Origin of the sequence: Pseudoalteromonas shioyasakiensis (assembly GCF_024518675.1) — a bacterium.
GTDB classification, from domain to species: domain Bacteria; phylum Pseudomonadota; class Gammaproteobacteria; order Enterobacterales; family Alteromonadaceae; genus Pseudoalteromonas; species Pseudoalteromonas shioyasakiensis_B.
The window spans coordinates 1-23,677 of record NZ_JANIGL010000007.1 but is presented as its reverse complement, the minus strand read 5'-3'; the positions used below and the strand labels follow the sequence as shown (position 1 = coordinate 23,677).

Annotated in this window: 18 protein-coding genes, 1 rRNA gene and 1 pseudogene; 7 read left to right on the top strand and 13 right to left on the bottom strand. The window is 40.1% G+C overall.

Going from position 1 to position 23,677, the window contains the following annotated elements:
• The first annotated feature begins 7 nt into the window (after positions 1-7).
• Positions 8-1,009: an adenosine deaminase gene (gene add, locus NQT69_RS16515; RefSeq protein WP_256828778.1), complete on the top strand. Its 1,002-nt coding sequence runs from the start codon at positions 8-10 to the stop codon at positions 1,007-1,009.
• Between the two features lie 32 nt (positions 1,010-1,041).
• Here the strand turns inward: add and NQT69_RS16510 are convergent, their stop codons facing one another.
• The 7 genes from NQT69_RS16510 to NQT69_RS16480 form a co-directional block, all read right to left on the bottom strand.
• A complete protein-coding gene (locus tag NQT69_RS16510; protein WP_256828777.1) occupies positions 1,042-1,455 on the bottom strand; it encodes a CBS domain-containing protein in 414 nt (137 codons plus the stop codon).
• A gap of 107 nt (positions 1,456-1,562) precedes the next feature.
• A complete protein-coding gene (locus NQT69_RS16505; protein ID WP_256828776.1) occupies positions 1,563-2,300 on the bottom strand; it encodes a helix-turn-helix transcriptional regulator in 738 nt (245 codons plus the stop codon).
• A 26-nt stretch (positions 2,301-2,326) separates the two neighbouring features.
• Positions 2,327-2,647: a hypothetical protein gene (locus NQT69_RS16500; RefSeq protein ID WP_256828775.1), complete on the bottom strand. Its 321-nt coding sequence runs from the start codon at positions 2,645-2,647 to the stop codon at positions 2,327-2,329.
• Between the two features lie 103 nt (positions 2,648-2,750).
• A complete protein-coding gene (gene fre / locus NQT69_RS16495; protein WP_256828774.1) occupies positions 2,751-3,464 on the bottom strand; it encodes an NAD(P)H-flavin reductase in 714 nt (237 codons plus the stop codon).
• A gap of 73 nt (positions 3,465-3,537) precedes the next feature.
• Entirely contained in the window at positions 3,538-5,004 is a 1,467-nt protein-coding gene (gene ubiD / locus NQT69_RS16490) for a 4-hydroxy-3-polyprenylbenzoate decarboxylase (protein WP_256828773.1), read from the bottom strand.
• A 74-nt stretch (positions 5,005-5,078) separates the two neighbouring features.
• The gene (locus tag NQT69_RS16485; protein WP_256828772.1) at positions 5,079-7,100 is read right to left on the bottom strand and encodes a methyl-accepting chemotaxis protein; all 2,022 of its coding nucleotides are present in this window, start codon (positions 7,098-7,100) and stop codon (positions 5,079-5,081) included.
• A gap of 75 nt (positions 7,101-7,175) precedes the next feature.
• Positions 7,176-7,460, bottom strand: coding sequence for an MliC family protein (locus tag NQT69_RS16480; protein ID WP_256828771.1), 285 nt, complete (start codon positions 7,458-7,460; stop codon positions 7,176-7,178).
• 118 nt (positions 7,461-7,578) lie between these two features.
• On the opposite strand from NQT69_RS16480, the pseudogene NQT69_RS16475 reads away from it, so the two are divergent.
• A pseudogene (locus tag NQT69_RS16475) lies at positions 7,579-8,500 on the top strand (DUF808 domain-containing protein).
• Positions 8,501-8,533: 33 nt separating this feature from the next.
• Here NQT69_RS16475 and NQT69_RS16470 read toward each other — a convergent pair.
• From NQT69_RS16470 to NQT69_RS16460, 3 genes are all read right to left on the bottom strand, one after another.
• The gene (locus tag NQT69_RS16470) at positions 8,534-9,475 is read right to left on the bottom strand and encodes a tetratricopeptide repeat protein (RefSeq protein WP_256828770.1); all 942 of its coding nucleotides are present in this window, start codon (positions 9,473-9,475) and stop codon (positions 8,534-8,536) included.
• An 80-nt stretch (positions 9,476-9,555) separates the two neighbouring features.
• Positions 9,556-10,956: a M20/M25/M40 family metallo-hydrolase gene (locus NQT69_RS16465; RefSeq protein WP_256828769.1), complete on the bottom strand. Its 1,401-nt coding sequence runs from the start codon at positions 10,954-10,956 to the stop codon at positions 9,556-9,558.
• 133 nt (positions 10,957-11,089) lie between these two features.
• Entirely contained in the window at positions 11,090-13,168 is a 2,079-nt protein-coding gene (locus NQT69_RS16460; RefSeq protein WP_256828768.1) for a TonB-dependent siderophore receptor, read from the bottom strand.
• A 197-nt stretch (positions 13,169-13,365) separates the two neighbouring features.
• Between NQT69_RS16460 and dbpA the strand changes: the two genes are divergently transcribed.
• Entirely contained in the window at positions 13,366-14,754 is a 1,389-nt protein-coding gene (gene dbpA / locus NQT69_RS16455; RefSeq protein ID WP_256828767.1) for an ATP-dependent RNA helicase DbpA, read from the top strand.
• 11 nt (positions 14,755-14,765) lie between these two features.
• On the opposite strand, the gene NQT69_RS16450 is transcribed toward dbpA, so the two are convergent.
• Positions 14,766-15,353, bottom strand: coding sequence for a DNA-J related domain-containing protein (locus NQT69_RS16450; protein ID WP_256828766.1), 588 nt, complete (start codon positions 15,351-15,353; stop codon positions 14,766-14,768).
• Positions 15,354-15,481: 128 nt separating this feature from the next.
• Between NQT69_RS16450 and NQT69_RS16445 the strand changes: the two genes are divergently transcribed.
• Positions 15,482-18,328 (top strand): tetratricopeptide repeat-containing hybrid sensor histidine kinase/response regulator, encoded by a 2,847-nt coding sequence (locus NQT69_RS16445; RefSeq protein WP_256828765.1) that lies wholly within the window; start codon positions 15,482-15,484, stop codon positions 18,326-18,328.
• A gap of 13 nt (positions 18,329-18,341) precedes the next feature.
• Here the strand turns inward: NQT69_RS16445 and rho are convergent, their stop codons facing one another.
• Together rho and trxA are read right to left on the bottom strand one after the other, a co-directional pair.
• Complete coding sequence (gene rho / locus NQT69_RS16440) at positions 18,342-19,601, bottom strand: transcription termination factor Rho (protein ID WP_256828764.1); 1,260 nt, start codon at positions 19,599-19,601, stop codon at positions 18,342-18,344.
• 179 nt (positions 19,602-19,780) lie between these two features.
• Entirely contained in the window at positions 19,781-20,107 is a 327-nt protein-coding gene (trxA, locus tag NQT69_RS16435; protein ID WP_058561197.1) for a thioredoxin TrxA, read from the bottom strand.
• A 90-nt stretch (positions 20,108-20,197) separates the two neighbouring features.
• On the opposite strand from trxA, the gene rhlB reads away from it, so the two are divergent.
• From rhlB to NQT69_RS16420, 3 genes are all read left to right on the top strand, one after another.
• Positions 20,198-21,475, top strand: a complete 1,278-nt coding sequence (gene rhlB / locus NQT69_RS16430) for an ATP-dependent RNA helicase RhlB (protein WP_256828763.1) — start codon at positions 20,198-20,200, stop codon at positions 21,473-21,475.
• Positions 21,476-21,522: 47 nt separating this feature from the next.
• Positions 21,523-23,016, top strand: coding sequence for a guanosine-5'-triphosphate,3'-diphosphate diphosphatase (gppA, locus tag NQT69_RS16425; protein ID WP_256828762.1), 1,494 nt, complete (start codon positions 21,523-21,525; stop codon positions 23,014-23,016).
• A 543-nt stretch (positions 23,017-23,559) separates the two neighbouring features.
• Positions 23,560-23,677 (top strand): 16S ribosomal RNA (locus NQT69_RS16420); the annotation flags it as partial.

Genomic DNA, 23,677 nt, shown 5'->3' with positions numbered 1-23,677 from the left:
GCTAACTATGATAAATAAAAAACTCCCATTGCTAGATATTCACCGTCACCTTGATGGTAATGTGCGAGCGCAAACAATATTAGAACTAGGGCGTCAGTTTAATATCGAATTACCAGCCGATAACGTAGAAGCGCTAACCCCTCATGTTCAGGTTATTGACCCTGAACCAAACCTCATGGCATTTTTACAAAAACTAGATTGGGGCGTGACTGTGTTAGGTGATTATGATGCATGTCGCCGGATAGCCATTGAAAATATTGAAGATGCACAGGCTCAAGGTTTGGATTATGTAGAGCTGCGCTTTAGTCCATACTATATGGCTCAAAGCCAAGGCTTACATCCTCAAGGTGTGGTTGAAGCTGTGGTAGATGGCATTAAAAGTGCCACTCAAACCAGCACTGTTAAAGCAAACCTGATTGGCATTATGTCGCGTACTTATGGCAGCAAAATTTGTCAGCAAGAGCTTGATGCCTTACTCGCGTTTAAAAATGATTTAGTAGCCGTTGATTTAGCCGGGGATGAAATTGGTTTTCCTGGTGAATTGTTCGTTGATCACTTTAAGCAAGTGGGTGATGCGTATCTGGCGGCAACAATTCATGCTGGCGAAGCGTTGGGCGCTGCTAGTATTTGGCAAGCAATTAATGACCTAGGCGCTAATCGCATCGGTCACGGTGTAAAAGCAATTGAAGATGCTGCATTAATGGATTACTTACGCGATAAACGTATTGGTATTGAATCATGTTTAACCAGTAATATTCAAACCAGCACTGTCGCGAGCTTAAACGTGCACCCGTTAAAACGTTTCTTAGATCATGGTATTTTAGCCTGCATTAATACCGATGACCCTGCTGTTGAAGGCATTGAAATTGAACATGAATATAACGTAGCTGCACCTGCTGCGGGGTTAACACAAGCTGATATGGAAAAAGCGCAAGCCAACGCGTTAGAAATTGCTTATCTCAGTGAAGCCGATAAACAGCAATTGAAACTCGTTGCCGCTGCACGATAACAGCGGCGAGCAGGCGCATTAATAAAGTGCGCCTAATGCTCTTGTTGGCAACTTATGTAATTATCATATAACGCTTTTAGGATATCACTGCGGCCAATCATGCCAATGACAGTTGCGCCATCGACCACCGGGTAGTTTTTTGGCTTACCGGTTTTCATTTGCTCAGCCAGCTCAATAATATTGCTGTCGCCGTTAACAGTTACTACCTCAGTTTGCATTAATTGAGATACCTTCACTACACCATCGCAGAAGTAACTATTTTGCATTAATGGCTTTAATAGCTCTTGCTCTGAAATAAAGCCAACTAAGCGTTTGTTGTCATCAAATACTGGTGCACCCAGTAGTTTAAACTTTTGTAGCTCAGCAATAGCTGTTGTCATTTCAGTTGCAGGAGTAATGTGCGGTAACTTGTGTTGCATGAAATCTTTTACTTTTGTATTTAACATTTTGGGTCTCTCCCAATTAATTAGTTATACAAAGTATGGTTAAGGAATAGGTTTTTGTGAAATTGTTTATGTTGATTAAATTGATAGGCAAAACCAATTGGTTATTCTTATTTATTTACTTTTTTACTGCAACTATCAGTACTTGTTGGGTTCGCAAGGTCTAAGTATTTTGCTTTCACGAGCTCCATGTAATGGTTCAAACTCTTTTGTGTTGTAGTGGCAAATAATTCGCTTAACTTTGCAACAGTTTGTATTCGGTCAAGACGAAATTCACGATAATCATTTCTTAATTGGCAATATGCAATAAGGGTCCATTTACTTCCCCAATAGACTAACCCTAATGGTTCCACATCGCGAAGGCTGGCCTGTTGTTTTGCATCTTGATAATCAAGCCGAACACAGTTTTTACAATTAATCGCTTGGCGCAATAGTAGGGTTGTTGCTTGGTGGGATTCATCATGGCTAAAAGATGAGACTAAATAAGGAAGCTCTTCAACTTGTTGCTTTAAATGTTCAGGTAATACGGCATTTATCTTTGTTATGGCCGATTGAGCGTGAGCAGCTAACTGAGGATCTGTCCAAGCGCTGACCATTTTACTACCTAGTAATAAGGCCTGTAGTTCCTCAAGGTTGAACATCATAGGTGGTAAATCGTAATGAGCTATAAGATAACCAGTGCCAGCTTCTCCCTCAACGGGGACGCCAGAGCTTTGCAAGTGTTGGATATCGCGATAAATAGTACGAGGCGATACATTCAAACGACTCGCAAGTTCGGCTGCAGTTATCGCAAAACGACGACTTTTAAGTATATTAACTAGCTGAAATAGTCGCTGTGATTTATGCACTGGTTATCACTCCTTAAGATTGCTTCTTAGCTTTGTTGGCATGCCGTTTGGCTAAGCACTTCGTATTGAGCTAACTGTACACTTTGCTTTTCTATTAGTGCAGTAAATTGCTGACATATCAGGTTTTCTGTAAATACATCACTGACTCTTTTTGCATCCGCTGGCGTGGCAAAGTAGATTAGATCGACATATTGCTGAGTATCTGCTTGCTTGGCTAGTGAGCGATAAAGCACGCCCGGTTGTTGATCGATAAAGTTTTGAAATGCGTTATTAGCAATATGAAATTGCATTAAATCTGCTTTATGGCTAAGTTTAAATGTTACAACTTCGGTTACATTAGTGGTCATTACTATTCTCCTTGTTTAAGAGAGTCTAGTAAATCATGTTGGATTGTCAGGGAGTGTCAGTAACCAGCTTAATTATACAATTAAGCTGGTCAGTGAGTGTCACTTACTTAATAAATGCGAATGCGTCGGCATACATATTTTCGCGGATCGCACCCTGTGCTAGGAAGTCATCCCGAACAATACCTATCATGTCAAAGCGACCTGCCATATATATATCGTATGGCGCAAGCGAGGCAATATCTTTCATTACCGCTTTGTGCACGTAACCTGTGTGGCCACTCCAGCCATCCGTTGGGTTTTCAACCACGGGAATAAACTTAAAGTTTTCACGGCTGTCGGCCCAAGCTTGCATTTCCTGGTGGGCATATAAAGCCGATTCGTCACGGACACCCCAATAAAATAATACTGGACGATCACAGCCAATTTCACTTAAATGATCGGCCATTGATTTTACATAAGAAAAACCAGTACCACCGGCTAGCAAAATAATTGGTCGCTCACACTGTAAACGAAGTTGAGAAATACCTAGGCCTGTTTCAATCGTTACTTTGCTATTATCTTGGTGTGCAGCACGCAAGTGCTCTAATGTTTGCATTGCATATGAATCAGCAGCAGAGGCACCAATGTGTAGCTCTAGTTCATCACGTTGAGATGGGCGGCTAGCAATTGAAAATGCGCGTTTATCTTTTTCACCTAATACAACTTGCAGGTACTGACCTGCTTCAAAGGTCACGCTTTCTACTGGTTTTAAAACGACTTTATGAACAAATTCAGTTAATGGGCTGATAGCAACAACTTCAGCATGTAATGTTTGCATGTTTTACCTTAAATTAGCGGAGATGCAGTTTATTTGAGCAATAGTAGCATATCCGCACTGTGAGTTTACAGAGTTAGAGAATATCTAGGCTATCCCAAAGTTCATCGACACGATCTTTGGTTTCTTGATTCATTACAATTGGTTCACCCCATTCTCGATCGGTTTCACCTGGCCACTTATTTGTCGCATCCATACCCATTTTTGAGCCTAAACCAGAGACAGGTGAGGCAAAGTCGAGATAGTCAATTGGCGTGTTTTCAATCAAAGTAGTATCGCGAGCGGGATCCATTCGCGTGGTGATAGCCCAGATAACATCATTCCAATCACGGGCGTTGACATCATCATCACAAACAATGACAAACTTGGTGTACATGAACTGACGTAAAAATGACCAAACTCCCATCATGACGCGTTTAGCATGCCCAGGATATTGCTTTTTCATGGTGACCACTGCCATACGATAAGAACACCCTTCTGGCGGTAAGTAAAAGTCAACAATTTCAGGGAATTGCTTTTGTAAAATTGGCACAAATACTTCGTTTAATGCAACACCTAAAATCGCCGGTTCATCCGGTGGGCGACCTGTGAAGGTACTATGATAAATAGGATCTTTGCGGTGGGTCATATGGGTGACTGTCATCACAGGAAAGTCATCTACTTCGTTGTAATAACCCGTGTGGTCTCCGTATGGGCCTTCTGGGGCTGTTTCGTCTGGCATGATATAGCCTTCAAGCACGATTTCTGCACTTGCAGGTACTTGTAAATCATTAGAAATTGATTTTACAACTTCGGTTTTACTACCCCGTAATAAGCCTGCGAAAGCGTACTCGCTTAGGGTATCAGGTACCGGTGTTACCGCACCTAAAATCGTGGCGGGATCAGCGCCTAATGCCACTGACACAGGGTAAGGTTGCCCAGGATTTTCTTTACACCATTCTTGAAAATCTAGTGCGCCACCGCGGTGTGATAACCAACGCATAATGATCTTGTTTTTACCCAGTAATTGTTGGCGATAAATACCTAAATTTTGTCGTTTTTTATAAGGTCCTTTGGTGACGGTTAAGCCCCAAGTGATAAGCGGAGCAGCATCACCAGGCCAACAATGTTGAATGGGTAATTTAGTTAAATCAACGTCATCCCCTTCGATGATTACTTGCTGGCAAACCGCTTTTTTTACTTCTTTAGCAGGCATGTTTAGAACTTGCTTGAATACTGGAATTTGGCCAAGGGCTTCTTTAATGCCTTTTGGTGGCTCAGGCTCTTTTAAAAAGGCTAATAACTTACCTACTTCTCGAAGCTCACTGACATCATCTTGCCCCATGCCCATCGCTACACGTTTAGGCGTACCAAACAAATTAGCTAAAACTGGGATATCATAACCTTTGGGATTTTCAAACAATAAAGCAGGACCTTTAGCACGCAATGTGCGATCAGCAATTTCGGTCATTTCTAAATAGGGATCAATTTCTTGATGAATGCGTTTTAACTCGCCTTGCTTCTCTAATAATTCAATAAAATCGCGAAGATCTTTGTATTTCATAGTGGGCCGCTTTAAAGCTTAAATTTAGCTCATTATACCCAGTTCAGAGTGAGCAAGTCACCTAAAGTACATAGTTAGAATTTAAAGCGTTCAACGGCACTGGTTAGTGAGTGTGCAAGTTGATTTACATCTTCACTTTGCGTAGCAAGCATGCCTGCATGCTCAGCATTACTGTGTGCTTGTTCGGTAACAGTCGCCATTATTTGTTTAATTTCATTACTGTTATCAAGCTGATGATGTGATGAATCGGCAATTTGTTGACTCATTTGGTTTATGGTGACTAAAGTGCTTTTTATTTTATCGACTGCTTGGTTTAGCTCACTGCTATTTGCCACGCAATCAGCGGCTTGTTGTTGGCCGTCGTTAATTTCTTGCTGCGCAGCTTGAGCTTGTTGCTGCAGAGTTTGGATCATTGTATGGATCTCGTTGGTGGAGCTTTGCGTTCGTGCCGCCAGCGAGCGTACTTCATCGGCAACTACGGCGAAACCTCTGCCATTTTCACCCGCTCTTGCAGCTTCAATAGCGGCATTGAGTGCCAGTAAATTAGTTTGCTCTGCAATACTGCTAATAGTATCAACAATGGCACCAATGAGCTGAGTGTGTTGCGCTAGTTCTTCAGTACTTTGTACAGCTTGTTCTAAGCGTGTTAGTAGAGCTTTAATACGTTGGCTGTTTCTATCTGCAATTTGATTTACATCGTTGGCAAACTGCGAGGCATTCGCTATTTCATTTGATGTACTATCTGCTTGTTGATAAACCGTTTGCGAATTGTTTAGCATATTTTGCGCTAGTGAAGTCGCCTCAGCAATACGCTCAAGTTGCTGCGCAGCAGCTACGGTCATATGTTGCCCTTGTGCGGATGTTTGAATCGCGGATTGATCTAAGGTGTGGGCGTTATCACTTATATCGACTAGTAATTTACTTAAATCATCAATCAAGTGATTTATATTTGTTAATAATACGCCAAACTCATCATCACTTCGTGGCTGTGTACGCTTGGATAAATCACCCGAAGCAATGCGAGAAAGCGCTTTATTCACTGCGTTTAAAGGTTTAAGCATGGCACGTGTGGTTAATACAGAAATAAGTGCAGCGAAAGACAATAATACGACGCTGATGATAACAGCCAGTGTCGACCCAGTGGTAATCGTTGATTGGGCATCCTGTTGCAAAGATGCAAACCGTTTGTCTGCCAGCTGATTCAGCTCAATAAGTAGTTCTTCGGTGTTTTGGAATTGCTGCTGAAAGTTATTGAATGTGCGTTCAGTATCGTCACGGCTGGTTAAAATGGTTATTTGCTGCTGATAAATATCGGCTAAATTTTGCTGTAGTGCATTCATTTGCGATGTTAAGGAAGTGAAGTTGGCTGCATCTTCAAGTTCACTGGCTTGTTGTTTTAGATAAGTAAAATTGGAATCTGCGTTATCAAGTAAAAAGCGAGTATCTTGTTGGTGCTCTTCTAGAGTTTGTAAGGCCGTTATATGTTTTATACTATTTACGTTATTACTCAAGGTGAATAGTAAGTCATCGATTCGTGTTGCAGTGCCTACGATTGCTTCCAGTAGCCGTTGCTGTTCATTTGAAACTTCAAGTAATTCTAAATCAAGCAAGTTATTACTTAGAGTTGTTACATCTTGCGTATAAGTTTGGCTGAGCTTGGCTACCGCAGCTGTCGCTACTAAACCGTTTTGTTTAGCGCTGAACATAGTGTCACTGGTTGCTAATAGCTGATTAAAGTTTTTCTCAATGTTAGCAAGCAATGCTTGCATTGTTGGTTGATCATGTAATTTTTGGTTTAGGGTTGTGAGTTTGGCATCAAATAGTTGCTGCTCATCATGCGTTTTGTGTTGCTCTTGTTGCAATTTAGCGAGTGTGTTTTGGCTAAATGCCACTGCGTTAAATTTAGTGATAGATAATAATGATAACTGCAGGGCATTACTTTGTTGCTGTACAGGCACTGCGAGGGTTTCTATATCTGAGTTAGCGGTACTTATTTTGCCTAATGACCAATAAAAAAAACCACTACTGAGTAACATCAGTAACCCAATTGCAGAGAATGCAAAAACTACTTTATATTTTATTGCCACAGCTCGCATAACTAACTCATTAATACAGACTTAGTAATCAGTGTAGCAGTGTTTCTATAAAATATAAGTTTCTGCTTTGTCTACTTACTGTATCTCGCAGTGATGCTTGTTACCATCAACAATCAACATTGCTTCATTACCTTTGGTCCAAAATAATACATCATCGTTTGTGTATTTAACACCAGAGGCACTTTGTTGTTTCACTAACTGGTATTGTTGCTGATTATAATCGAGTACCGCGTTTTCATCGGTTGTACTGGTTATTGTGGCTGCTTGTTGATTATCACATGAGTAAACATCACTTTTCGCTTGTTCAGAGCAGGCTGCTAGTGTTAGTAAGCTCATTGCTAAGAAAGTTGCTTTATACATAAAAAAGTCCTTGGTTGGATTCATTTTATGCCAGCATAGCAAATGAAAATTAACCGTTGGTGAAAGTAATTATTTAAGCTATGTTGAAGTTAATTATTTTTTGGCATTTGGGTTTAGCATGGCAGGAACAAATCTCCTCACTTTATTAGATGACATAACGACACTGCTGGATGATATTGCGACCATGAGCAAAGTCGCGACTAAAAAGACCGCAGGTGTATTAGGCGATGATTTAGCTCTCAACGCGCAACAAGTGACGGGTGTTAGCGCTGATCGTGAGCTACCAGTTGTTTGGGCTGTTGCTAAAGGTTCTTTTGTTAATAAAGCGATATTAGTGCCCGCGGCTTTATTGATTAGTGTTTGGTTGCCATGGTTAATATCCCCTTTACTGATGCTGGGTGGGCTATTTCTATGTTTTGAAGGGGCTGAAAAACTGGTGGAGAAATTTCTACCTAATGCTCACTCTGTCGCGCAGCAAAATGCAAATACAGTTGATTTAGCCGAGTATGAAAAGCAAAAAGTGAAGGGGGCTATTCGCACTGATTTTATTTTATCGGCAGAGATCATCGTGATTACTCTAGGTACAGTTGCTGGTGCTACTTTACTTAATCAAGCATTAGTTTTAAGTGTTATAGCGATTATTATGACTGTCGGCGTTTTATGGTTTGGTTGCCGGTATAGTGAAACTTGATGATGCGGGTTTATATTTATTGAATCAGTCAAAAGTCTCTGGAAGTAAATTTAAACAGATAATTGGCCGAGGATTACTGGCTGCAGCTCCAAGGTTGATGGCCTTTTTAGCATTCGCAGGCACTGTGGCTATGTTTTTAGTGGGTGGGGGGATTCTTGTCCATGGTGTAAGCTTGTTCCACCATTGGCAAGTAGCAGTAACTGAATTTGCCTTGGTAAACCTAGGTTCTATTGGGGAGGGTATTGCTCCACTTGTCTTTGATGGGGTGTTCGGTGTGTTAGCTGGTGCGCTTGTTGTATTAATTCATCATGCAGTTGTAGCTATTATGGCAAAAAAGCCAGTGCCATAATGTCACTGGCATAACTATCTTATGAGGCGAGCTTTACTCACACTCAAAACTACTGCATAAATCTTTTAGTTCGACCTTTGCTTTTCGGTTGCCCTGAGCTGCTGCTTTTTGGTACCAATAAATCGCTTGCTGCATATCTTTGTTGCTTCCTTGCCCATCTTGATACATCTGCGCTAAGTTTAACTGTCCCCATTGCGAACCTTCTTCTGCGGCAAGTAAAAAACTGTCAAAGGCATCTTTGTAGAGTTTGTCTTTGTAATAAATGATGCCTTGTTGATTATTTTTATTTAGTTTAACACCTTCATATAGCGGTTTAGGTCTAGGTGGAAACATGACGAAGCCACCGTATAAGCTGTAAGCATGGGGGCGCAGCACATCATAAATTGTGCCCACGTCATACATGCGCTGTACTTCAGTGCGTGGTAACGTCAGCGTGTTAGCTGAAAAGAAATCTCTTTGTACTAACAAACTGGTTCGCATAGCCATAGTGATAGCGCGATCACGTTTGTAGCGGTAATTACTAATTTGAAAAGTGATAAACTTATCATCAAACTCTAAAACTTGCGCCACTTTAAGGTTTTCTGGTCGTAAAGGTTCTTGGGCAAATTTATCCGCTTTGACTAAGTAGGTATCATAGGCTTGAGGGTTGCTAACTATGCTTTGCTGCAACTGAATTTTTGCTTGATATTGCTGATAAAAATAAAGCAGCATGCAAATAAAAAGTAATGATCCAATGAAATATTTTAGCAATGATAGTAGTTCAAGAAGAGGCAGTTTATGTAAAGCGACAGCCTCAGTATGTTGACAGTTATCGCATTGATACTGGTATTGCCACGCTAATGGCATGATAGGAATAATTGTGAACCGCAAGAAACGACTGTGATTTTTTAATTGGTAGTTTTTGCTTTTACAGTTAGGGCAGGTTGTAGTTTGGCTAAATGACGATAATGAGTCACAGGTATTAAAAAGTAGCATAAACGCCCTCATAGCTTTTTTATTAAATTAAAACAAACAAGGGCGTATGCAAAGTACAAAACTGTAAGAAAGTATGTTTATTACTTTGTTGCAGGCTTTGGTTTGATTGTGGTTTTGGCATCGGCGGCCATAAATGCAAATACAGCATAAGCAGCAGTATTTTGCTTGAGTTTTTCTGGGTCTACTTTATCTAATGTGTCATCAGCGGTGTGATGGTAATCAAAGTAGTCAGTGCCATCTTGGTGAAGGTCAAAAATAGCCGCGCTTTTGGTATTTCTAAGCGGAATAAGATCAGGACCGCCACGAGCACCATTTTTACCAATATATTCAACATTCAGTGCTGAAAGTTCTTTTGCAATAGCGCGTACTACAGGCAGTGATTCTGCAGATACATTTGACTCAAACCCGTATACTACATCTGCACCAAAGTCTGACTCAGCAGCCGCGACAATATTATCAAGTTCTTTAGCATGTTGCTTAAAGTAGGCTTTAGCACCCCATAAGCCAAGCTCTTCGGCGGCAAATAACACCACCCGAATACTGCGTTTCGGGCGTTTAATTTCGCTAATGTGTTTTGCTGCTGCCATCGTTAATGCAACACCAGCGCCATCATCGAGTGCGCCGGTACCTAGATCCCAAGAATCTAAATGGCCACCAATTAGCACATATTGTTCTGGGTTTTGCGTGCCATTGAATTGGCCAATTACATTGTAGCCAGTGCCTTGACCGCGATCTTCTGTTTGTACCTTAATATTAACAGTAACCTGTTTATCAAGTGCAATAAGACGAGCAATTTGATCTGCATCTGGGTTGGCAATTGTTACATTTGGAATTTTAGTTACGCCATCTTTGTAATGACTGCCACCAGTGTGTGCAAAGCGATGGTGAGCCGTACTTACCGAGCGCATCATATAACCAATCGCGCCTTTTTTAGCTGCTTCTACAGAGCCTGTAGAGCGTGCGCGAACAGCTGGACCATAGCCGTTACCATCAATATGGCGATTCATACGATAGTTAATGTAGGCAATCTTACCTTTTAGGCTATTTTTAGGTGCTGCAATGAGTTCATCAAGGGTTTCAAATAAAACCACTTCGCCTGTAATACCTTCTTTAGGTGTGCTAACACTGTGACCCAATGCAGTTAAGTGCAGAGGCTGCTCACTGGGTGTTAAAATTTTTCCGCTTTCGCTAAAACGACGCCATTCAGGAAATGTGGCTTCTTCAAGCCATACTTTATCAAAGCCTAAAGACTTAAATTTAGCTTGTGCCCAGGCGACGGCTTTTTTATCGTTTTCAGTACCCGGTAAACGTGGGCCCACTTCTGTAGTAAGTGATTCTAATAATTGATAACTTAAATCGCTGTTGCTAGCTTTTTCTCTTAACTCTGTAACTTGCTGCAACTGCTTATTGGTAAATTCAGGTGCTGCGGCAGAAGCTAAAAAGCTACTGGCAAGTAGTATCCCGGTGATGATTTTTTTCATGGCTGACCTTGGCTTGTTAGAAACGTTAGCGGTATTTAATCATTAAATAGCTAGTTTCAAAAATACAATGAGATAAATAGTAAAAAGCCCGCACTTTTATGCAAAGTGCGGGCTTTTTTAACGCATATTAAACTTAGAAGTTAAATTGCGCAGCTAAACGTAAGTTAGTACCTTCGCCAACAGTAACATTGTTTGTGCCACCACCGCCAAGGTAGTTGGTATCAAACAAGTTTTCAACATTAAGGCGTAAGTTGATATCTGTATTACTCATAACAAACTTATAAGTTGCACCTACATCAACACGAGTATAAGCATCTTTAGTGATGGTGTTATCACTATCAGCAAAACGCTCACCTTCATAGAATGCGCCAGCATTAAATGCAAATGCATCGTTTAATTCATAACGAGTCCAAAGCGAGGCTGACCATTTAGGTGCGTCTGTAGGACGTTTACCTTCTAAGTTTGTATCACGTTCATAGTTTGCATCTAAGTACATGGTTGAGGCCATGACAAATAAGCGGTCCGTTGCTGCCCCTTGTGCTGCTACTTCAAAGCCTTTGTGGCGCTGCTCACCAACTTGATTAGTTTCAGTTGTGAATGAACCAACAGGTGTATCAAGTTGTTCTGTAACAAGCGTACCATTTTTACTGATATCAAAAACGGCGCCACTGAGCATTAGGCGGTCATCAAATAGTTGCCATTTTATGCCGATTTCTTTTTGTTCAGAAGTAACGGCATCAATTTCCATACCGAAGTTGATATCTTCTTCGTTAGTGATAGTTTCATTTTGAGGCTCAAAACCTTCTGTGTAACTGGCATAAATAGTAGCCGATACATTTGGGTGATAAAGCACGCCGAATTTAGGTAAAAATGATTCGTTATTTTGCCCTTCACGTGTTTGTTTATCAAAACGTCCACCAACAGATACTTGCCACTGTGGAGAGAAAGTTATTAAATCTTGCGCATAAATGCCGTAATAATCATACTCGGTTTCGCTTTTTGTAGTATCACTATGGTAGCTAATATCAGGTCTTGCCGGTTCACTCTCGCCAGCAGAGTAGTAAATGTAATCACTTGCTGTGCGCAACTGACCATAGTAATAATCAAGTGAGTTTGCACCAATTAGAAACTGATGCTGTACACCCGCTGTTTCGAACTCACCGATGAAGTCAATAAATGCCGTGGTGAACTGCCAATCATCAAAACGATCGTAAGGGCGTGATTCGTAACTATCACCTTCTACAAAGTTGCTTGGCATGCGTGGTGCTGATTCAAAACGTTGACGTTCAAAAGTTTGCTCGTTGTAGCCAAGGTTTACTTGCCAGTTATCTGATAGGAAAACTTTAAAGTCGATACCTAGATTCTCAACTGTGATATCAGTAAATGCCCAAGACATATCGCGAATCGTTTTATCATCACCTATTACATTGGCGTTATCATCAATCCAAGCACCTGTATCTAAGCCCGCTTTGTCATCGGTACGGTCATAATGTACGCGAACCAATGCGTTGTCGCTCAGATCATAATCAACGACTAATGCGCCTAAGAAGCGGTCGCGTTCACGGTTTTCACCATTTTGGTATTCGCGCCAATATTCAACGTCTTGCTTCACTAAAATACCGCGAGCACGTAAATCTTCAGCTTCAGTGAGGGCGCCGCCAGCATCAACCATGAAACGTGTTGAACCATGTTGGTCAACATCGGCGCTAGCATTAAATAATGTTTGTGCCGTTGGTTTTTTAGTAACCATATTCACCAAGCCACCTGGGCCTGATTGACCATACAGAATGCTTGAAGGGCCTTTAATTACTTCAACCTGTTGTAATATTTCTATTGGTTGCTGGTAGTGCGACCAGTGTTGATGACCGTCACGTAAATAGCCCGTACCAGAGCTTAATTCAAAGCCACGAAGGTTAAATACTTCGCGGTTACGTTGTTGTGAGCCTGCGGTTAAACTGGCGTCGTTTGTTAATACTTCACCCAGTGTGGTTGCAAGTTGTTCGTTTACAATTGTATCTGTAATAACTGTGACTGATTGTGCAGTTTCAAGCAATGATGCCGATGTGCGCATTGCACCTGATGCATTATCTACTTTGTAATCATTAAAGTAAGTACCTTTAACTTCAATTTTTTCTATGTTTTCGTTATTTTCTGCGGCGTTTGCAATGCCTGCAGTTGTAATTAGGGCAAGATAAAGTGGACTTAATTTCATTAAATGTGCTTCCAGCTGAGTAAATAAAGAACGGCACGGATCTTAATGAAAATACATTTTATTTACAATACCTTTATTGAATAATTTATAACAAAGGTAGTTAATGGTCGCTAATAGCTATTTCTGCTATTATTATCGCAATAATCACGAGGTAACGTCTTAGCCTTGTTCATTAACTTTTTTGTTTGGAAATAATTGTGACTGCAACTGCATTTTCTTCACTCGCTTTACCTTCTGGTCTGGTCGATAATTTATCTACTTTAGGCTATAGCCAAATGACAGCTGTTCAAGCACAAAGTCTGCCACCAGTTCTCGAAGGGAAAGACATTATCGCGCAAGCTAAAACAGGCTCAGGTAAAACTGCGGCGTTTAGTTTAGGTGTACTTGCGAAGCTTAATGTTAAGCGCTTTCGTATACAGTCTTTAGTGCTTTGCCCAACCAGAGAGCTTGCAGAGCAAGTTGCTGTTGAAATGCGTAAGCTTGCTCGTGGTATTCACAATATTAAAATTCTTACCTTGTGTGGGGGCGTGTCAATTGGCCCACAAATTGGTTCACTTGAGCATGGCGCACATATTATTGTTGGTACCCCTGGTCGTGTTGATGATCATATCCGTAAGGGGACTTTACGTTTAGATGATGTTGAAACTTTAGTGCTCGATGAAGCAGATCAGATGCTTGATATGGGTTTTCAAGATACTCTAGATGCCATTATTGAATGTATTCCTCAACAGCGCCAAACGTTGCTGTTTAGTGCAACGTTTCCGCGCGCAATTGAAGCGATAGCTAAGCGTGTTTTAACCAACCCAGTAATGGTCAAAGTTGAAGAAGAGCAAGAAAAAAGCACTATTAAGCAATATTTTTATAAAATGGAAAACAACAAGCAGCGCTTTAATACACTCAAGCTGTTGTTATTGAAGTTCCAACCGCAAAGTTGTGTGGTTTTTTGTAATACAAAAGTAGAAACCCAGCAAGTATGTGATGATTTAGCTTCTGAAGGCTTTAGTGCCGTCGCATTACATGGTGATTTAGAACAGCGTGAACGTGAACGCACACTTATACATTTTGCTAATAAAAGCGCATCTATTTTAGTGGCAACCGACGTGGCTGCACGTGGTCTAGATATTGATGATATGGATATGGTAATTAATTATCATCTGGCCCATGACCCACAAACCCATGTACATCGTATCGGTCGAACGGGGCGTGCTGGTAAAAAGGGGATTGCGTGTTCAATTTATGGCGATGCTGAGCAGTTTAAAGTGGCGCAAATAGGTGATCATTATGAGTGTGATTTCTTACCTGAGACGCTGCCACCGTTTAGTTTGTTAGAGAAACCACCTTATAAGCCCGCAATGGTTACCTTAATGATCGATGCAGGTAAAAAACAAAAGGTACGTGCGGGTGATATTTTGGGGGCACTAACGGGTAAAGAAGGGGTTGCTGGTCGTCAGGTTGGTAAAATCAATGTACTGGATAATGTGGCTTTTGTTGCGGTTGAGCGTAACTCGTCAAAACCAGCCCTACGAAAATTAACCGAAGGTAATATAAAAGGGCGTAAGATCCGCGCGCGCCGATTAACTCGCTAAATTAGGCGTCTTTATTCCATAGCTGAGCAGCTGTTTTTAAGCTGCTCATATTCTTGGCGAATACGGTTAAATACTTCACCATCCTCAGCTGATTTATCTGGGTGATACTGCAATGCAAATTGTCTCCAGCGTTTCTGTATCGCTTTTAATGTTGCATTCTCTGTTAACTGCCACTGTTTTAATAGTTTGCTACGGGCTTGTTGATTAAGCACTATAGTGCTGTTTTTTGATGTCGCGAAAGCGTGCCAAAAATCATTTAATAATGCGGTAATTTGTTCTTTTGACGTATCGTAATTTTGCCATGCTAAATAATAATCCCTTAATGGATCTGGCTGAATTAACTGTTTGGTCGTTGATGCATTACATAGTTCTATATGTAAACTCGCTATTTGTAAATGTTGATCAGCTGCTAGTTGTTGTTGTAACTGGTAAAGTGCATTCATAATTAAAAAATTACGTTTAAATAAATCGCGATGAGGATCATCGTCTAAGGTCGTTATTATTCCTCGATTGGTCAATTCCAGTGCTAAAGTATGAACCTTCCAAACCCGTTTCGTTAAAATTAGCTCAAAAATCACGTCTATCAGTGGGTTTAGCATTGTTTGCACTCCAGTTAATAGTGTATCTTGAATACATTATTATATTTAGGTGAGCAATGGAATGTTTTACGACTTTCTAGCGCTGCTCTCATTGTTTTAACGGTTAAATAAACACCAAGGACACAGCTATGTTAGGTCAGTTTAAGCGCCTATTTTTTATTGCTTTTATTGTTGTACTTAGCATGTTTCCTAAGGTTAATGTTGCGCAATCTCAAACATCTTTATTAGAGCAATTTGAGCAAGCAGATAATTGGTCGAAAAAACAATCACTCGCTACCGAGCTTCTTAATGCAAAAAACCTAACAGCAAAGCAGAAAGTTTCAATTTATGCCGCGATGGCTGAGCGTGCTTTTGCTGAAAATGATTACTCAGAAGCGATTTCATTTTATAAACTCTTAGAACAAAGCTGCAGTTTAGCCAGCCAGCCTGAGCAATATTTTAGAGCAATAAAAATGCAGGGGGTGGTATATTACTACCAAGGTTTATTACAGCAAGCTGTAGTTGAATATAGCCGAGCATTAAACGTAGCAACCCAACTTAAAAACCGCCTAAAGCAGGCCAACTTATTGAGTAATATAGGGCTTGCTTATTTTGATATGTACAATATGGAACTTGCGTTAGAGCATTATCAAAAAGCAAAGTCGATTTATGAAACTGATGGTAGCGCACAAGACAAAGCCGATATATTGCATAATATAGCGGGTGTGTATATTAAATTGTCGCGCTATGATTCTGCCCTTGAGATTTACCGCCAAGTATTGGATGTTTTTCAACAGCTCGATGACAAAGATGGTATTGCGCAAGCTTATGGCAATATGGGCGTCGCTTATGTTGAATCAGATCGTGACCAACTAGCGCTTCATTATTACCAGCTCGCATTACGTTATTATCAAAGTATAAATGACGCCTTCCAATTATCTACACGACATAAAAATCTGGCCAATTTAAATTTAAAACTAAATAAGCTAGATGTCGCTTATACACATGCAATCTCTGCCAAGGAGTTTGCAATAAAAGCAGACAATAAATCACTTTTAAATACGGCGTTACATGTCCTGGCTAAAATACAGTTAGTCAAAGGTGATATTGACGAAGCGAGTAAAAGTTTAGGAGAATCAGTTGAGTTAGCTAAAAAATATAATAATGGCATATTAACTAAAGACGGTTTAGGTATTGCAGCTCTCTTACAAGCAAGTATTGGTGAGTATGATAAAGCCGTTGCGCTTCATCAGCAGTTTCTAGAACATCAACGTAGCATGACCAGCGAAGAAGTTGTAAAAGCATTAAATGTATTTCAATCACAGTTCGAAGCAAATAGATTGAATCAAGAGATTCAAAAGCTCAAACAAGAACGTAATTTGCAAACACTACAAATTGCTAAGCGCTCTCAATTGACTATTTTGCTCGCAATAGTTGTTGTGCTGATATTAATTTGTGGTATTGCGATTTATCGTCGTGCAGTAGAAAAAAAAGCAAAAGTACAATTAGCAGAGCAAGTTGAACAACGTACTCAAGAGCTACAGCTCGTCGCTCAAGAGTTACGAGCTGCTAACGAAGTTAAAAGCCAGTTTCTTGCTAATATAAGCCATGAAATACGTACCCCATTGACTGCAATTCTGGGGCAAACTGATGATCTCATTAACGGTTTGTACGAACCGCAGCAATTACAAGACGAACTATTTGTCATCAAAAAGCACAGTGATCATTTAAAAGATTTAATTAACGATGTACTTGATCTGAGTAAAATTGAAGCTAATCGACTTGAGTTAAATTTAACAAAATTTGATTTGATTCAACTGCTTAATGATGTATACACAATGAGCCATGCCCAAGCATCACACAAAGGTTTATTTTTAGTATTTGATAATCAACTAGAAGATAGTTATTGGGTAAAACTAGACTTAATGCGCGTAAAGCAAATACTGATTAACCTGCTTACCAATGCAATAAAGTTTACTCAACAAGGTAGGGTGACACTTAGCGTTATCAACACTGATACGGGTGTGCAATTTACTATTACTGATACGGGCATTGGCATGACTGCAGAGCAGTTAAAAATGGTCTTTGAGTGCTTTCAACAAGGTGATAACACGATCAGCCGACGCTTTGGTGGCTCAGGTCTCGGCCTTTCGCTTTCTCAACAACTAGCAATGATGATGGGCGGTTATATTAGTGTTTTAAGTGAACAAGGTAAGGGCAGTGAGTTCACTTTTAACTTACCCTGTAAGCAATACGCAATTGAAGAAATAGAACTAAATAAACAACATAAAAGTGAATTTACAAGGCTTAAAGGGAAAGTTCTACTGGCAGAAGATCATCCTGATAACCGCCGTTTAATCACACGCTATTTAACATCTCTTGGTTTGGATGTAATTGCCGTTCCTAATGGTGAAGAAGCCGTAGAGAAGTGTTTGAGCGAATTTCCTGATATTGTGTTATTGGACATCCAAATGCCGATTATGGATGGCCTAAGCGCTTTAGCTTTATTACAGCAATGTGGTTTTAATAATCCTATCTATGCGTTGACAGCTAATGCTATGAGCCATGAGATTGATAATTATATTGCACTTGGTTTTACCGGTTACCTCGCTAAACCGGTTGATAAGTCAGTTTTTTATCAAACTATTGCTACGCACTTAGACACAGTGAACAGCTCAACAGATACTACTGAGAATATTGATATGGCTGATTTACGAAATAGCTTTATTGCCAGCTTTGAGCAAGAGGCGAAAACGTTGTCAGCACATCTAGAACAGCAAAACCTTAAAGAGTTGCAACAAGATAGTCATCGAATTTTAGGGGCAGCGAAAGTGTTTGCTGTGGAAAAAGTCGCGCAACAGGCTTTAGTATTGGATAAAGCGTTGCTACAAAAAAGCAGTGAAGTTACTTTTGCAGAGATAGAAAAATTAGTCATCGAGCTGATAGCTGTATTACGAAATTATGAAATAAAAAAGCCCGTAAAAACGGGCTTTTAAACGAACTTTTAATTTATTGACGTTTCATTGAGTCAAAAAATTCATCGTTGGTTTTACTCATTGATAGCTTATCAATTAAGAATTCCATTGCATCGATTTCAGACATTTCATGAACTATCTTACGTAAAATCCACATTTTCTGTAATTCAACAGGTTTTGTAAGTAATTCTTCGCGACGAGTACCTGAGCGGTTAAAGTCAATGGCAGGGAATACACGTTTTTCAGCAATCTTACGGTTTAGGTGTAATTCCATATTACCTGTACCTTTAAACTCTTCGTAGATAACTTCATCCATCTTAGAGCCAGTATCGATAAGTGCCGTTGCGATAATCGTTAAACTGCCACCTTCTTCAACATTACGTGCAGCACCGAAAAAACGCTTTGGCTTGTGCAATGCGTTAGCATCAACACCACCAGTTAGCACTTTACCTGATGAAGGGATTACGGTGTTATAAGCACGTGCTAAACGAGTGATTGAATCAAGTAAGATGATGACATCTTTCTTGTGCTCAACTAAGCGTTTTGCTTTTTCAATGACCATTTCAGCTACTTGAACGTGACGGCTAGCTGGTTCATCAAATGTTGACGCAATAACTTCACCTTTAACTAGGCGTTGCATCTCAGTTACTTCTTCCGGGCGCTCATCAATAAGTAATACCATTAATGTTGCATCTGGATGGTTATGAGTGATTGATTGTGCAATGTTTTGCAGTAGCATGGTTTTACCCGCTTTTGGCGGTGCTACTAATAAACCACGTTGGCCACGGCCAATAGGTGATGCTAAATCAAGAACTCGCGCAGTAATGTCTTCGGTACTGCCGTTACCACGTTCCATACGTAAGCGTTCATTAGCATGTAATGGAGTAAGGTTTTCAAAAAGAATTTTGGTGCGAGAGTTTTCAGGTCTATCAAAGTTTACTTCGTTTACTTTAAGTAGCGCGAAGTAACGTTCACCGTCTTTCGGCGGACGAATAAGACCCATAATTGAGTCACCAGTACGCATGCTAAAACGACGAATTTGACTAGGTGATACATAAATGTCATCAGGACCGGCTAAGTAAGAGGCTTCTGACGATCTTAAGAAACCAAAACCATCCTGTAAGATTTCTAATACACCACCGCCAAAAATATTCTCACCACTTTTGGCGTGGGCCTTAAGGATAGCAAAAATGATATCTTGCTTTCTTAAGCGGGCTACGTTTTCGAGCCCCATGGACTCAGCTAAGGCTACAAGTTCTTTAATAGACTTGTCTTTTAATTCGCGTAAATGCATATTGGTGGGTTCTTTATTACAGTTATCATACTCATATAATCGAAATTGATTAGTGAGAGAGGTTTGTTGGTAAACTAAGGATTAGTTGGCTTTATAAACTAGCAGGTCACCGGCCCAGCGTCCAGTCTTTATACAAAATAAACGCAAAAAAAGGGCAAATTGCCCTTTTTTTATATGTATTAGATATTGTTTTCTAAAAATTCAACTAATTGAGTTTTAGAAAGAGCACCAACTTTAGTTGCTGCTACTTGGCCATCTTTAAACAGAAGTAGTGTTGGAATGCCACGAATACCAAACTTAGGAGGTGTTCCTGCATTTTGGTCGATGTTTAATTTACCGATAACAACACGGCCATCAAACTCGTCAGCTACTTCATTCAAAATAGGGGCGATCATTTTACAAGGTCCGCACCATTCTGCCCAAAAATCAACTAATACAGGTTTGTCTGATTGTAATACGTCAGCTTCAAAGCCATCGTCAGTTAATTGAATAATTTTCTCGCTCATTGCGCTCTCCGATAAGTTAGGCGAATTATTTAATGCGTATTTAAACACTCTTGTTTCTTATTGCAAGTTTAAACGTTATGCTTAAACGCTATGACTAAGACACATTTGACCGATAAAAAGTTTTCAGACTTTGCTATCGCACCGGAAGTGGTTACCGGTTTAACCGAAAATGGGTTTGAATATTGCACTCCCATTCAAGCTAAATGCCTACCTTTTATTTGTGATGGCCGCGACATTGCGGGTCAAGCACAAACAGGTACGGGCAAAACGTTGGCGTTTTTAACCGCCACATGCCATCGGTTATTACAATCTAGCAAAGCACCTAGTAAACATCCAAGAGCCCTGATCATGGCCCCTACACGGGAGCTTGCGATTCAGATACACAAAGATGCAAAAATTTTAGCGCCACACTGTAATCTTAACTTAGGTTTAGTATATGGTGGCGAAGATTACGAAAAACAACGTGCGCAGTTAGAAAAAGGCGTAGATATTTTAATTGGTACTACAGGCCGCTTGATAGATTTGTATAAACAAGGCTGTTATACCCTTAATGAAATTGAAGTTGTAGTGCTTGATGAAGCTGATCGCATGTTTGATTTAGGTTTCATAAAAGACATTCGATATATGTTCCGTCGTATGCCAGATACTTCTGAGCGACTCAATTTACTTTTCTCTGCAACGCTATCATACCGCGTTCAAGAATTAGCATTTGAGCATATGACAAATCCTGAACACGTTCAGATAGAGCCTGATGTAAAAACAGGTAAACGTATTAAGGAAGAATTATTTCATCCATCACAAGACGATAAAATAAAGCTATTACTTACCTTGATCGAAGAAGAATGGCCAGATAAAGCGATTGTTTTTGCTAATACAAAACACAGTTGTGAAACCGTTTATGCATGGTTAAAAGCAGATGGTCATCGTGTAGGTATGCTAACCGGTGATGTAAACCAGAAAAAGCGACAATCTATCTTAGCGCAATTTACAAAGGGTGATTTAGACTTCTTAGTTGCAACTGATGTAGCTGCTCGAGGTTTACATATTCCAGAAGTAAGCCATGTGTTTAACTTTGATTTACCAGATGACTGCGAAGATTACGTTCACCGTATAGGTCGTACTGGCCGTGCAGGTGCTTCTGGTCATGCAATTAGTTTTGCATGTGAGCAATACGCTTATAATCTCCATGAAATAGAAGAATACATCGAACATAGCATTCCTTTGTCGCATTATGATAAAAGTGCATTGCTTGATGATGTAACAAAGCCTACTATTCATAGAAAGCGCAACTATTCGACAGGCCCTCGTAATCGTAGTAATAACAACGGACGTAGACCAAACAATAGTTACCAAAAAGGACGGTCGTAATTTGCGATCCCTGTATAGTCGTAGTAGTAACTAGAGGTTTTTGAACGGTGGGGCAACTTAAACCGCAAAAAAATGTTTATGCAGTAATTGATTTAGGCTCAAATAGCTTTCATATGCTAATAGCCAAATCAATTGCTGGCGGCTTACAAACTATAGGCCGCGTTAAACGCAAAGTAAGATTAGCAGCAGGGCTTGACGAGAATAACGTATTAAGTTCTGAAGCTATGCAACGAGGTTGGGAGTGCTTAGCACTTTTTGCTGAACGCTTACAGGATATTCCAAAAGCTAATATAACTATAGTGGCAACTGCTACATTAAGATTGGCTACGAATGCTGATGTATTTAAACAAAAAGCAGAACAAATCCTCGCTCACAAGATTAATGTAATTAGTGGTGAATTAGAAGCACGGACTATTTATAAAGGTGTGGCGCACACATCTTCTTGCAGTGGGCGTCAACTCGTTATAGATATTGGTGGTGCAAGTACAGAAGTCGTAATAGGTAAAGGCTTTGATGCCCTTCATTACAAAAGCCTTAATATGGGCTGCGTGACTTATCTTGAGCGTTACTTTAAAGATGGTAAGCTAAGCGACGCTAACTTTAGTGCTGCAATCAAGGCTGCAAGAACTGTTATTGATGAAATAGCACCAAGCTATAAAACTGCGGGTTGGGAAATTGCCTCTGGGGCGTCCGGTACTGTGCAAGCTATTCAAGAAATAATGGTCGCACAATCGTTAGATGATTCACTAAGCCTTAACAAGTTGCTTGAAATTCAAAAGCAGTCGACAGCATTTAATTCAATTGCTGAGCTTGATTTACCAGGCTTGAGTGAAGAAAGGCGCTTAGTGTTTGTTTCAGGACTTGCAATCTTAATTGCGTTATTTGAATCACTTGAAATTGAAAAAATGGGTTTAGCTGGTGGAGCACTTCGCGAAGGTGTTTTATATAGTATGATCCCAGAGTTTCATAACCACGATATTCGTAAGCGCACAATAGATGCATTTATGAGTCGTTATCATGTTGACAAAAAACAAGCGAATCGTGTTGCTGAGCTAAGTCACTATTTAGCACAGCAAGTAAGTCAACAATGGTCTGTTATAGAGCAAAATGGCTTTGCATTATTAAATGCAAGTGCACAATTGCATGAGATAGGTTTACTAATAGAGTATAAGCAGTATCAGAATCACACTGCGTATATTTTAGAAAACACAGATATGCCAGGCTTCTCGCAATCAGAACATAAAATAATTGTGGCCATTGCCAATGCCCACCGCGCTGATCTGCAAAAAGATGGATTTAAACACTTAGGCTGCCATCAACAACTAACACAATATTTAACAAGGCTAATTAGGATCGCAGTGATCTTATCTATGCGTCGCCAAGATGATGTGTTACCTAAATTGAACTTAACTGCTAATAATGAGGCGTTAACACTATCATTTGAAAGTGATTGGTTAAATGCACACCCTTTAATGGCCAGTGAGCTTCAACTAGAGTCTAAACAGCAAGCTAAAGCTGGTTGGAAATTTATAGTTAAGTAAAAAAGGCTCATTTGAGCCTTTTTTTGTGTTAAAACGCAGCACTTTGTTGTAAAAGTGTCCAAACAGCTCTTTTTTTCAAAAAGATCGAAAAAAAGGGTTGATCTGTTTTCGGATCTCCCTATAATGCGACCCCACTGAGACGGCAGACGCAACGCGCAGCGGGCAACGCATAGCGAGGTATCAGCTACTCAGAGAGTTAAATAAAACTTCAGTTTTAAACTATCGAAAGAAATTTAAAATTAAGTATTGACTCGAAAAATTAAGGATGTATTATACGCATCCCTAGCGACAACGTCGCAACGTTCTTTAACAATATAAAGCAATCATCTGTGTGGGCACTCGTACAGATTGAGTTCTAACAGCCAAGCTACTTCGTTCTTTATTGAGCAAGTAACGAGGCAGAAAAATTTAGAGTCTCAATTGAAACTGAGTGACCAACAGAATAGTTACTTTTAGTAATTATTCAGCACAGTCAATTCAATATCGAAAGATATTAAATAAATTCAGAATTCATTGAGCTGTTCTTCGGAACATAAAAACTTTTAATTGAAGAGTTTGATCATGGCTCAGATTGAACGCTGGCGGCAGGCCTAACACATGCAAGTCGAGCGGTAACAGAGAGTAGCTTGCTACTTTGCTGACGAGCGGCGGACGGGTGAGT

Bases quoted from the DNA above. Each gene is read 5' to 3' on its own strand.
- NQT69_RS16445 (WP_256828765.1), top strand. From the start codon at position 15,482: ATGTTAGGTCAGTTTAAGCGCCTATTTTTTATTGCTTTTATTGTTGTA.
- ubiD (WP_256828773.1), bottom strand. From the start codon at position 5,004: ATGAAATACAAAGATCTTCGCGATTTTATTGAATTATTAGAGAAGCAA.
- add (WP_256828778.1), top strand. From the start codon at position 8: ATGATAAATAAAAAACTCCCATTGCTAGATATTCACCGTCACCTTGAT.
- trxA (WP_058561197.1), bottom strand. From the start codon at position 20,107: ATGAGCGAGAAAATTATTCAATTAACTGACGATGGCTTTGAAGCTGAC.
- fre (WP_256828774.1), bottom strand. From the start codon at position 3,464: ATGCAAACATTACATGCTGAAGTTGTTGCTATCAGCCCATTAACTGAA.
- NQT69_RS16485 (WP_256828772.1), bottom strand. From the start codon at position 7,100: ATGCGAGCTGTGGCAATAAAATATAAAGTAGTTTTTGCATTCTCTGCA.
- NQT69_RS16470 (WP_256828770.1), bottom strand. From the start codon at position 9,475: ATGCTACTTTTTAATACCTGTGACTCATTATCGTCATTTAGCCAAACT.
- NQT69_RS16450 (WP_256828766.1), bottom strand. From the start codon at position 15,353: ATGCTAAACCCACTGATAGACGTGATTTTTGAGCTAATTTTAACGAAA.
- NQT69_RS16500 (WP_256828775.1), bottom strand. From the start codon at position 2,647: ATGACCACTAATGTAACCGAAGTTGTAACATTTAAACTTAGCCATAAA.
- NQT69_RS16460 (WP_256828768.1), bottom strand. From the start codon at position 13,168: ATGAAATTAAGTCCACTTTATCTTGCCCTAATTACAACTGCAGGCATT.
- NQT69_RS16480 (WP_256828771.1), bottom strand. From the start codon at position 7,460: ATGTATAAAGCAACTTTCTTAGCAATGAGCTTACTAACACTAGCAGCC.
- NQT69_RS16465 (WP_256828769.1), bottom strand. From the start codon at position 10,956: ATGAAAAAAATCATCACCGGGATACTACTTGCCAGTAGCTTTTTAGCT.
- NQT69_RS16510 (WP_256828777.1), bottom strand. From the start codon at position 1,455: ATGTTAAATACAAAAGTAAAAGATTTCATGCAACACAAGTTACCGCAC.
- rho (WP_256828764.1), bottom strand. From the start codon at position 19,601: ATGCATTTACGCGAATTAAAAGACAAGTCTATTAAAGAACTTGTAGCC.
- rhlB (WP_256828763.1), top strand. From the start codon at position 20,198: ATGACTAAGACACATTTGACCGATAAAAAGTTTTCAGACTTTGCTATC.